The following is a 10,994-nucleotide window of genomic DNA, read 5'->3' on the forward strand; positions in this document are numbered from 1 at the left end:
TGGTATGCAGACGCAACTTTCAATCGCTTCAAAAATCAACGAACTTTACACCCAAGCCGAACTGTTCTCGAAACAGGCAAAGGATACAGCCTCGCAGGCAATATCCATTGCCGTCGAGTGCGGCAGGCTTTTGAACGACCAGAAAAAATCCGTCGGGCACGGCGCGTGGCTCGGCTGGCTTAAAGAAAATTGCCCGAGTATTTCCGAGAGAACCGCGCAAAAGTATATGCGCCTTTCCCGCAAGGTCTGCGAGCTTGAAGACTCTTCAAAAACGAATACGGATTCGGATTTGCCGACTGTTTCTTCCGAATGTGTTTCAAAGCTTCTCGACGGTTCGCCCAAGACGTTAACGCAAGCCTACATTGCGGCGGGGGTAATTCCAGAGCCGAAGAAGCCCGATGTAAACGCGAGTGTATCCGAGGCTACAATCACGTTTACGCGCCATATTGACGCCCTTGTCCTTTGGTATAAAAAGCGCACTGAGCACGACCCGATTGAAAATTGGCAGCCGAATATTCGCGGGCTTCTGATAAACGAACTCCGTCCGTGGGTGAAAATCTATAACGAACTTCTCGACCTACAAGACGGAGCTGGCGAATAATGCTTTTGCAGGGTGGTCTAACGGTAGGACATCGGGCTCATAACCCGAAGATTGGCGATTCGATTCCGCCCCCTGCACGCAATTTCACTTGAAACTTCTTATGTTTTTATTCAAAATTAAAGAATGAAAACGAACATATTTTTAAATTCGTATCAACAACCCGAAAATAAACTTACATATAATTTTTTATCTGTACTTGAATATCTGAACGATAAAAAAATTGTTAATTTCCTGACTGGATTAAATGCCGACAAAGAAAAACCTATTGAGAATATTCAAACCGTGTATGGTGGAGGAGAGACAAATCCAGATGGAAGTTTTGATGTCATAGCAAATGGCAAGAAAATTACAATATTATATGAAAATAAAACAAATCGCAGAGGATTAAAATCCGAGCAGCTGATTGGACACTTAAGTGGTCGCGACAAAGATGTTTTACTCTTGGTAACTACGCCACGAATAACAGATAGAAAAATAGTAGATGAAATAAACGATAAAAGAATTATTTTTAAGACTTGGAGCGAATTTGCTACATTCTTAACGGAAAATTACAAAAATGATTTTATCATTTCTAATTTTGTCGAATATGGAAAACAAAGCGGTGAATTTGAAACATTATGTGAACTTAACAGTAAAGATATAAAAATCTTTTGTGACTTTCAAAAATTGAATTTTGATAGAAAAATACGAGAGATTTTTAATACATTTAAGGACTACTTTAATAGTGATATTAACAGACTTTATAAAAAGATGGTCTTTTCTTATAAAGATCAATGGGGGAGACGAGGAGCAGAATTTGGGAACGAAAATGAGAATACTTATGGTCAATTCGGAGCTTTAGCGTATTATTGGGATACATACGATCACCTGATAAATTTTAAACAAGATAGCATTCCAGAGATAAGTTTCTTTTTTGATGTTCATGAAGATAAAAAATCTCTCTTACAGAATGACGAAAATTTTAGAAAAATTGTAAACGATTTAATCTTGCTAGGTTTTGAGAGTAATTTAGACGGGGAATTAACTGATAATGTTTGGAGACTTTTAGTTTATAGAAGATCTATAACTTCATTTGATTACCTTACTCCTCAGGTATTGTCATCTTTTGCGAATGAAGTGTTTGAAAGACTTATCGCAGTTAAAGCGAACGAACATACATACTTCAAAGAATTGATTTAAAATGATTACAGGGAACCTCAAAGGAATCTATTAACCAACGACATACGGCAGGGACGTTCGGCAGACCGCTTTCTTCTTACGACAGGTAATTTTTGAATTTCCCACTTTTTTTGAAATAGCAAGCTCGCAAGTGTCGTAAAATCGGTGTTTGCGGGCTTTTTTTATTGCGGGAAATCTGTGGGAAATCAGCAAAATATTTCCCACTTTTGACAGTTTTCTTTTCTATATGGACGAAAACATAAAAAACAGGATTCTTGAAGCCAATCTCCAAAATATCGCAAAGAAAGTTGCCGCAGGAAAAACTCTCACAAGTTCTGAACGCGCACTTATCGAAGTGCAAAACGGAGAATCCGAAATTAGCAAAACATACGCCGAATCTGTCGTTGATCTTGCGGAAATTCTCGGAGTTTCACGTAGAACTATCGGTAATTGGCGCAAAATTAAGGGCTCGCCCAAACCTACCGCGAACGGCAAACACAATATTTCCAAATGGAGGCAGTTCATCAAGAAGAACGGACTGAAAGAAGCCGACACGCCAGAAGACGAGGTTTTGAAGTCGCGAAAACTGCTTGCTGAGGTAAAACAGGCGGAAATTAAGCTGAAAGTGATGGAAGGAACTTATGTGCCGATTGAAAAAGTCCGTGAAGTTTGGACTATGCACATCGGACAAATCAGAAACATTCTCGAAAGCCGATTTTTAAACGAACTTCCGCCGATACTTACCACCCTTGACGCAATTCAGATTCGTGAGAAAATGCAGGAAGTTTTGGACGAAACCTATTCCGCGCTTTCCGTCGCGGCAGAGTCAATCAAAGAGCCTGTCGATATTGAAGAATCTTAATAGTCTTCTGGAAACAACATTGTAGTTGAGCTTCTATCGGCTTCGGTGATTATCCAGAATTTCGTTTTGTCGGGAAGTTCGTATTGGCTTAGAAGCCGACGGCCATTTTCCAATGATTCGTCGTTTTCTTTCTTATCCTCTTCGCATATTGAACCCCAATCGCAATTCGCGTGGCGCAATAGATATGGGAGAAGCAAATATCTCTTTTCTTTGCAGTAGTTAAAAAGCGTAGTTGTCGCAACAATCTGCCCGAGTTCAAACTTTTGGTTCATTGTGTCTTACCTTTCTCTTTTGTCGGTTGTTCATCTTATTATTATACCATATTTTATGACAATTCGCAACGGTTTTATTTGTCGTTTTCACAATAAAAAACCGAAGAAAAATGTTGCGTATATTATCCAACTATGTTATTATTAACAACATAGACCAACAAGAACAAAGGCAAGATATATGAATCAATACGATACAATGACAATCACCGAAGAACAGGCAAAACGCTATAAATTCCCCGCGAAGGCAGTCGGATATTGGGCGGTAGTCGAGGAAACCCAAGAACAAATGGTTCTGCACCGACTCACGAAAAGCGGGCAATTAGGAAGCGACAGACCGAACAATATCCTGAAAGTAAAAAAGCTCGATATTGCGGAAATATTCAAGCCAGAAAAGTTCCAAGATGAAAAGGTATTAACCGCTACAGCAAGCGACGGAAAAGAAGTTGTGATTGTCCGTAGTAGAACTGTCGATATTTCAGACAACGCCGACGAGCCGAAAATAGAAAGCTTTCCCGAAGAAAACGTTAAGATTGACGAACCCACATCCGACAATGATTGGAAGAATCTAAACATCGGCACGCGAAAATCTCGATGGATAGCGCAACTAATCGAGAAGATGAAATCCGAACCGTTTACTGGGCAATTCATCGAGAAAGTCGGCGAGAGAAAATTTGTCGAACAGGTTTTGAGGGATACAAATTCCAAACGTCGCGGAGGAAAAGTTTACAGTTCCATCGAAACCGCAATGACAACTTGGAATTCCCGCATTATGAAAGGATTCGGCTATGCCGAGTAATAATTTCTACCACATATTTTGCACTGCCGGCGAACGCGTAATATACGAAGGGCGTTTCCAATGTCCTTCAAGAAAAGCCGCAATAACGCTCTTGCGCGAAAAGGTCGGACGACGAAATTTATCGGGCTTAACGTATTCCATAACGGAAATCCCCGTCGATATAATCAAGGAAGTTGTCGATTCGATAATCAATAAGAAGCCCGTTCCCGAAGGCGACATTATCACACACGACAAAACAAAATCAATCCCGCCAGCTGGGTTTGCTTCGATAATTTGCAATAAACGCAATCCAATGGCGGCGCACGGAATTGCCAATACAAGGAGAAGGCTTGGAGGGTTTTGATGAAATACCTTCTCGACCTAAACCAGACGCTTGTCGACCGCGAGAAAGACGCGCCGAGAATTCGACCGTTCGAGCTTCAAATTGAGCGCGAAACATACCGCCAGTGGCTCGTTGAAATCTTGCGAAATAGCTATGTAATTCTGATAACGGCGCGCCCCGTAAAATACAAACAAATGACACTCGAGCGGATTTTGGCACTCACAAATTGGCAGCCTCGGGAAGCGTATTTCGCGGAAATTAAAACGCTCCCACACCTAAAAAAGGAACATCTCTTGCGCAAATACATTCTTCCAAGATTTAACCCCGACGAGCTTTTCGGGATAGAGAGCAATCCTAAAACCCGCGCGATATATTCAAATTACGGAATAAATTCAACTCCCGCAATCGACGAAAACGGCGTCAAAATATCGCTCTAAATTTGACACTTCCGCCGTTATGTATGGCAGAAGACAAAGCACGCATTTTGGCGGACGGAATTGAAGTTTGGTGCGCCTACGACAAACTCGTAAAGGTTGACGAACTCATTCCCCACCCGAAAAATCCAAATACCCACCCGCAAAACCAGATAAAGATTCTGGCGCAAAATATCCGCTACCACGGCTGGCGGCACCCGATTGTAGTTTCAAAGCTTTCGGGCTATATTGTGGCTGGGCACGGCAGACTCGAAGCCGCAAAAGAATTGGGCGTTTCAATCGTTCCCGTGGAGTTTCAAAAATTTTCTTCCGAAGACAACGAACTTGCCGTTCTTGTCGGCGACAACCGCTTGGCGGAGCTTTCGTCGCTCGACTTAAACGGGCTTCAAGACATCGTAGACGGCTTCAAGGAAACGAGCTTCGATACAATCTTAGCAGGCTTTGAACCCACCGATTTGAACGCTCTTCTTGGCGAAAAAACTCCCGATTTTAAAGACGAAGCCGAAAAGGAGCTTACCCAGTCGGAAGTCACAATTCAGGCTGGGAACTACCGATTCCGCATAAGTCAGGAAGATTTCGGGGTATGGATTGACAAGTTAAAGCAGGAAGTCGGGTTCGACAAGGAATCGGTAATTGCGGAACTTCGCAGGAGGCTTTCCATATGATAAAAATTGAGCCTCTTTCGGCGGTAAACCCGTCAACCTACAATCCGCGAACCGCCGATCCGAAGCGGCTTGATTTGATTGAGCTTTCGCTTCGCAAATTGGGATTTATCGCGCCCATTTACGCCGACGCAAACGGCGAAATTCTTTCGGGACACCAACGCCATTTTGTGGCAACGCGAATGGGCGTGAAAAACGTTCCCGTTTTCAGAATCCCGCCGATGGAATTGGATAAGCGCAAGGCGTTGAACATAGTCTTTAACCGCGCCACAAACGACGGCGATATTTGCCAGACACCCGAAAAGGCTAAGCGCATTTTGGAAAGTCTAAATCTCTCGGAACTCGCCGAAAATATTCAAGACAAGGAGCTGGAGAGCAAGGAATTTTTCCGTTGCGCTTATCCTGCCAATGTGTCGGTGGCAAAACTTTGCAAGATAAATTCTGGCAGATGGATTCAATACGCAAAGAGTATTGCAAGGACTCTCCGCAAGGCTGGCATTATTATGCCGATAGTCTGTACTCCCGACGGCAAGGTTATAAACGGTATTGGGCGTTTGGAAATGCTCGCCGAACTCAAGGCGGATACTTGTGATGTTGTATATATTTCAGAGGAAGAAGCCAAATTCGCGGACGCTATGATGAACCTGCTTACGATGGAATTCGACATTCACACGCGCTACGCCGATTTGCTTCGCTATAATTCGTTCCGACGCGCCCGCAGAGTTCGCGAAGAGTTGGGGCACGGCTTTGTGTTTGCCGTTCACGGCAACAAGCCCTGCCATAGTTTCGATATTTTCGACAACTCGCAACAGGCGAAATGGCGCAGAGAACACGGCAATTCCATTCTCGATTTCGGCGCGGGACACCTTACGGAGACAAATATTTTGAAGTCCGCGGGCTTTGATTGCGTTCCGTTTGAGCCGTATCACATAAGCGTTTCGGAAATCGACAAAGAAAAGTCCTTGGCAATATCGAGAGATTTCCTGAAAGCCGTCGGAGATGGCAAGGATTTTACGAGCGTGTTTATTTCAAGCGTATTAAATTCCGTTCCGTTCGCAAGGGATAGAGAGCACATAGTCTGCATATGCGCGGCATTGTGCCGACCTTTCACAAAGCTTTACGCCTGCGCTTCGTCAACGGCGGAGACTGGTTATAGGCAGGTAAACGGCAAGGCCTTTCATAATGAGTCGAATGCGGGTAATATCGCATTTAGACTTGAATACGAATCGGGAGTTCGTATTGGCGATTTTCAGGACAAGCCGAAAGTTCAGAAATACCACACAAAAAAGGAATTCTACGAACTCTTTTCTCCGTTTTTTAGAAATGTTCAGATTTCGGAAATGACAGGCAACGTAAACGCCAAGTGCGAAAATGTAAGGCGCATTCCGTGGGAACGCCTCGAAGAAGCATTGAGATTTGAGTTTGACCTCCCGTATCCTGACGGTAGCCGTATGGGATTGGTAGACGAGGCAATTTCGGCATTCAAGCACCGCTATGAAATACTTGGTTGATTTAAACTACACGCTTGTGGGAAATTCCCCGAAATGGGGAGAACCGCGCGCGCATTACGCCGTTTTCAAAACAGATTGAACGGGAAACATACCGCAAGTGGCTTGTTGACTTTCTGCGGGATAAATACGCAATCCTTATTACTGCGCGTCCTATTCGATACAAAGAACAAACGCTTGAAAGGATTTTCTCTCAGACAAATTGGCAACCGCAGGAAGCATATTTTGCGGAAATTTCCGCTACCCCTCCCGAAATCAAAAAAGACCTATTGTTGCGGTATATTTTCCCGAAACACGGCAAAAATAGCGCGGACTTCTTCGGAATTGAAAGCAATCTGAAAACGCGGGCGATGTATGAACGATATGGAATAAAATCATTAAGCGAAAAAGATTTTAGAAATATCGTAAACCTCCGATAATGTTCTTGACATCTTTGAGCACTTTTGAGCATATTCATGTCTATGAAAGAAGAAACAACATTGATAAGGGCGAGAGTTGATTCTCGCAAGGCGAAGAAAGCCGAAAAGGTATTTTCACGTCTCGGATTGAAAATGTCGGATGCCATAAATATTTTCATTTCCCAAGTAGACCTTAGGGATGATTTGCCTTTTATGGTTACGACAAAACCTGAAAGATTGCTATCAAACGAAGAACAGGGTAAAATCTGGAACGAGGCTCTCGGTGAATACTAAGCAAAAACCTCGGGCTGGCGAAATATGGATTGCCGATTTAGGAATGATTGGGAAAATTCGCCCAGTTCTTATCCTTTATTATCCAAATCCCGACGATTCGCGAATGCTCGTAATTGTAGCTCCGCTTACATCGCAAATACGGGGTTGTAATGGCGAAATTGACATTACACATATCAAGTGGTTGCCCAAGCCTTCCGCAATCAATATTCAAGGATTGGCAAGCGTGGATAAAAATTGCCTTTCAAGAAAACTCGGCATTCTGCCTGCAACAGATTTTAATAATGTAAAATCTGAAATTAAAAAACTTTTGAATCTCTAATTTTGACACTCCGCCGTCTTGTATGGAATTACATACGGACGACAGGATTATTTCGCGGCAGAGCAACTGGGTATTTGACGAGCACGTCGCTCCCGAATTCGACAAGCACGTCAGAAAGAGCGTGCCCAACTACGTTCACGTTCAGGATTTGGCGGAGACATTTTCCGACTGGTTCACATACCCCGATTCAACGGTTGTAGACTTCGGGGCTTCCACAGGCGAAACCCTGCGCAGAATAAAACGCCGCCATTCGAAAACGCTCAATCTCATCGGTTATGACAATTCGCAGGCGATGATAAATCAGGCGAAAACAAAAGGCGTAGACATTACTTTTGCCGACCTCGAAAAGCCGTTTGTTCTGCCCAATTTTTCCTACGCGGTTTCGCTTTACACATTGCAATTTCTGCGCCCAGACGCGCGGAACGCGCTCTTAAAGCGCATATTCCACAGCATTGAAAATTGCGGCGGAATGTTCGTCGTCGAGAAAGTTCTCGGCTCTACCTCGCAAATGCAGGACATTTTGCAACAGCTCTATTGGGAAATGAAAGCAAAAAACGGCTTTTCTTCCGAGCAAATTATCAACAAGGCAAAAGCCCTGAGAGGCTGTATGTATCCCAAAACCGTAGCCGACAACGAAGCGGAATTCTGCGCTATCGGATTCAATTCGGAAATAGTTTTCAAAGAATCGCAGTTCTGCGGCTGGCTGCTCACGAAATGAGCGGAAGTTCTGCTTATGCCCCGCAACCCGCTTTCATCAATTTTAAGGGACGCTTGGACTCCCGCCGACCGCCGTGAGCCTTGGCGTTGGTGCGAAGACCACATAAAAAGCATTCCGTATTCGCCGCTTCCAGGACCTTTCAGAAGCGAAAATTCGCCGTGGATACGCGAAGTTATGGAGGCTATCGTAGACCCGAAAATCCGCCTCGTCTCGATTATCGCCGCCGTTCAAAGCTCGAAGACTACAAGCCCCGAGCTTACGCTTTGCTACATAATCGCAAACCTTCCTGGACCTTGCCTTTGGCTCGACCAGACGGACGAGGACGCAAAAGACGAATCTGAAAGCCGCCTGCAAAAACTTTTTGAAAGCTGTGAACCAGTAAAGAAATTGTTCCCGAAAAACAAGAATAAACAGCGCAACTGCACAATCCATTTTTCAAACGGGATGACGCTTTGGCTGCTGGGCGCGTATAACAAGACCAACCTCCAACGCCGTTCAATCCGCTGGCTTTTCGGAGACGAAACTTGGCGATGGCCAGTCGGACATATGGCGGAAGCGGAGGCGCGAACTACGGCTTTCGGGTGGCTCGGCAAATGCGTATTTATGTCGCAAGGCGGAGAGGAAAACGACGACACCCACCGCAAATTTGAAACAACCGATATGCGCGAATGGCACTACAAGTGCCCCAAATGCGGCAAATACATTCCCTACAAGTGGGAAAATATTGAGTGGGACGACGACTGCAAAGACGAAAACGGCGAATACGACTTTTCAAAAATCAACCATTCAACCGCCTTGAAATGTCCCGAATGCGGAGAATATTTTGAAGATTCCGACAGAATGAGGCGCATTCTAAACAAAGACGGAAAGTTTATCGCGCTTAACCCAAACGCTTCAAAAGAAAACGTGGGCTTTCATTGGAATGCGCTTGCTTCGATGAGTTGGGGTAAGCTTGCCGAGCTTTACCTTCGCGCGAAAATTGCCGCGAGAAAAGGCGACAGTTCCTTGCTTCAACAATTCTACCAGAAACGTCTCGCGCTTGCTTGGAGGGAATTTGCCGAAGACTATCGCCTTGAAATCGCATCTGGCAGCTACAATTCGGGCGACGCTTGGGGCGATGAAGCGGGCTTCAACAAGCTCGGCGAAATCATCGCTCCGCCTTTTGCCGAAAACGAGGTTATCGCGCCACTTCGCATAATGTCGGTTGACGTTCAGATGAACTGCTTTTACTTGGTCGTCCGCGCTTGGAGCATTAACGGTTCGAGCCGTCTTCTATGGCACGAAAAGGTGTTGACGTGGGAAGACATAGAGGAAATCCAAAAGCGTTTTAAAATTTTGAACAACCTTGTGTTTGTCGACGCAGGGTATAATTCGTTCGAGGTATACAAGCATTGCGGAGAACGGAATTGGATTGCGCTTATGGGCGACAACAGGGCAAACTTCTTCCACAGACTTCCGAACGGCAAGACGGTTTTGCGGTTTTACTCTCCCGTAAAGCACATATTTATTTCGCGCTACGTTAAGTGCCGTATGCATTTTTGGAGCAACCTCAACGTAAAAGACACCTTGGCGAGAATCAGGCGAAACCAGAATCCCGCCGACGGCGCAACTTGGGAAGTTCCGACGGATATTTCCGAAGACTATTTAAAGCAAATGGAGTCCGAACACCGCATAAAAAAGGGCAACTCGTGGATATGGGAGCAAATCGGCAACCGACCCAACCACTACCTCGACTGTGAAGCTATGAACTGTGCAGGCGCGTTGATGTTGAAGATTGTGGGGAATGCAGCAACTTGAAATAAACTAAAATTATGTTGACATAAATTTATATTCTTTAAAATTTCATTTTATGAAGATTGAAATTGATTACATAAAACAAATATTAGATTCTCTGGAAGATTGTGATAATAACGACTATCCATCTCTTAATTATTTGATGAAATCACTTAATATAAGTATGTCTCATGGTAGAGAAATTATAAAGCTAAGATTTCATTTAAATATTTTGAAAGATGGAGGATTCGTTGAATGTATTTCAGATGATTTTGGAATATCAACGGGAATGAATGGAGATTTAATTATAAATTCTTCTGTTGGGACGAGAATTACGCTATTAGGAGCTCAATTATTGGAATCTTTGAAAAATGATACAATATGGAACAAATCTAAGGTGTTGTTAAAAGAAATAAGTGTTGAAACGTTAAAACAAATTCCAGGATTAGCCTTAAATATCTTAATGTCCTTTAAATGATCAGATTTTTGTTCGCATTTCGATAAAATGAGATGACATGAATAAGGTCGTAAGCGACTAAACCGTTTACGACCTTATCCGCATCGGTATTTAGCAAATTTTTGACACTTGCCGAGTGTGTATGTCCAATTACATTTACACACGCGGGTATACAGTGGCGGAGCTTGAGGCTTTGCTTGTTCGGGTAAAAGCCGAAAGGGAAAAATATCTTCAATCGGCTTCAGATAGCGGAAGCTCGTATTCGCGCATAGCACTTTCGGAAATCGAGAAGAAGTTCAACGGCATAATGGACGCGTTGGAACTTCTCGCGCCCGAAAAATACCCCAAAACAAACCGCCGAATTTTCCTAAGCGGCGTAGTCGGAGGAGTTATCCAATGACGCTGCGGAGGAAAATTGCC

At 43.9% G+C, this 10,994-nt stretch carries 15 protein-coding genes and 1 tRNA gene; 15 read left to right on the forward strand and 1 reads right to left on the reverse strand.

The annotated features are described in order from the left end of the window. Positions 1–4 precede the first annotated feature (4 nt). The 4 genes from P3B99_008470 to P3B99_008485 all read left to right on the forward strand — a co-directional run bounded on the left by P3B99_008470 (position 5) and on the right by P3B99_008485 (position 2,621). A complete protein-coding gene (locus tag P3B99_008470; protein WYJ07230.1) occupies positions 5–601 on the forward strand; it encodes a DUF3102 domain-containing protein in 597 nt (198 codons plus the stop codon). A gap of 6 nt (positions 602–607) precedes the next feature. Continuing rightward, a tRNA-Met gene (locus P3B99_008475) sits at positions 608–679 on the forward strand. 45 nt (positions 680–724) lie between these two features. Next, the gene (locus tag P3B99_008480) at positions 725–1,780 is read left to right on the forward strand and encodes a hypothetical protein (GenBank protein WYJ07231.1); all 1,056 of its coding nucleotides are present in this window, start codon (positions 725–727) and stop codon (positions 1,778–1,780) included. Positions 1,781–2,006: 226 nt separating this feature from the next. Then, positions 2,007–2,621, forward strand: a complete 615-nt coding sequence (locus P3B99_008485; protein ID WYJ07232.1) for a hypothetical protein — start codon at positions 2,007–2,009, stop codon at positions 2,619–2,621. Here the strand turns inward: P3B99_008485 and P3B99_008490 are convergent. Then, on the reverse strand, positions 2,618–2,893 hold the full coding sequence (locus P3B99_008490) for a hypothetical protein (protein WYJ07233.1): 276 nt from the start codon (positions 2,891–2,893) through the stop codon (positions 2,618–2,620). The genes P3B99_008485 and P3B99_008490 overlap by 4 nt on opposite strands. Before the next feature lie 178 nt (positions 2,894–3,071). Here P3B99_008490 and P3B99_008495 point away from each other — a divergent pair, with 178 nt between their 5' ends. The 11 genes from P3B99_008495 to P3B99_008545 all read left to right on the forward strand — a co-directional run bounded on the left by P3B99_008495 (position 3,072) and on the right by P3B99_008545 (position 10,974). Continuing rightward, positions 3,072–3,689: a hypothetical protein gene (locus P3B99_008495; protein ID WYJ07234.1), complete on the forward strand. Its 618-nt coding sequence runs from the start codon at positions 3,072–3,074 to the stop codon at positions 3,687–3,689. A 342-nt stretch (positions 3,690–4,031) separates the two neighbouring features. After that, positions 4,032–4,448, forward strand: a complete 417-nt coding sequence (locus tag P3B99_008500; GenBank protein WYJ07235.1) for a hypothetical protein — start codon at positions 4,032–4,034, stop codon at positions 4,446–4,448. Positions 4,449–4,471: 23 nt separating this feature from the next. Continuing rightward, complete coding sequence (locus P3B99_008505) at positions 4,472–5,110, forward strand: ParB/Srx family N-terminal domain-containing protein (GenBank protein WYJ07236.1); 639 nt, start codon at positions 4,472–4,474, stop codon at positions 5,108–5,110. Then, a complete protein-coding gene (locus tag P3B99_008510; GenBank protein WYJ07237.1) occupies positions 5,107–6,618 on the forward strand; it encodes a ParB N-terminal domain-containing protein in 1,512 nt (503 codons plus the stop codon). Before P3B99_008505 ends, P3B99_008510 begins: the two co-directional genes overlap by 4 nt. A 14-nt stretch (positions 6,619–6,632) precedes the next feature. Further along, a complete protein-coding gene (locus P3B99_008515) occupies positions 6,633–7,034 on the forward strand; it encodes a hypothetical protein (protein ID WYJ07238.1) in 402 nt (133 codons plus the stop codon). A gap of 42 nt (positions 7,035–7,076) precedes the next feature. After that, positions 7,077–7,307, forward strand: coding sequence for a type II toxin-antitoxin system RelB/DinJ family antitoxin (locus P3B99_008520; protein WYJ07239.1), 231 nt, complete (start codon positions 7,077–7,079; stop codon positions 7,305–7,307). Next, positions 7,297–7,626 (forward strand): type II toxin-antitoxin system PemK/MazF family toxin, encoded by a 330-nt coding sequence (locus P3B99_008525; protein WYJ07240.1) that lies wholly within the window; start codon positions 7,297–7,299, stop codon positions 7,624–7,626. Before P3B99_008520 ends, P3B99_008525 begins: the two co-directional genes overlap by 11 nt. Positions 7,627–7,648: 22 nt before the next feature. Further along, positions 7,649–8,344 (forward strand): methyltransferase domain-containing protein, encoded by a 696-nt coding sequence (locus P3B99_008530; GenBank protein WYJ07241.1) that lies wholly within the window; start codon positions 7,649–7,651, stop codon positions 8,342–8,344. Between the two features lie 15 nt (positions 8,345–8,359). Next, positions 8,360–10,141: a terminase gpA endonuclease subunit gene (locus P3B99_008535; protein WYJ07242.1), complete on the forward strand. Its 1,782-nt coding sequence runs from the start codon at positions 8,360–8,362 to the stop codon at positions 10,139–10,141. 52 nt (positions 10,142–10,193) lie between these two features. Then, positions 10,194–10,595, forward strand: coding sequence for a DUF2513 domain-containing protein (locus tag P3B99_008540; protein ID WYJ07243.1), 402 nt, complete (start codon positions 10,194–10,196; stop codon positions 10,593–10,595). 121 nt (positions 10,596–10,716) lie between these two features. Further along, positions 10,717–10,974, forward strand: coding sequence for a hypothetical protein (locus tag P3B99_008545; GenBank protein WYJ07244.1), 258 nt, complete (start codon positions 10,717–10,719; stop codon positions 10,972–10,974). Positions 10,975–10,994: the final 20 nt, after the last annotated feature.

The sequence above is a fragment of the Opitutia bacterium KCR 482 genome (assembly GCA_029269845.2).
Taxonomy (GTDB): domain Bacteria; phylum Verrucomicrobiota; class Verrucomicrobiia; order Opitutales; family Intestinicryptomonadaceae; genus Merdousia.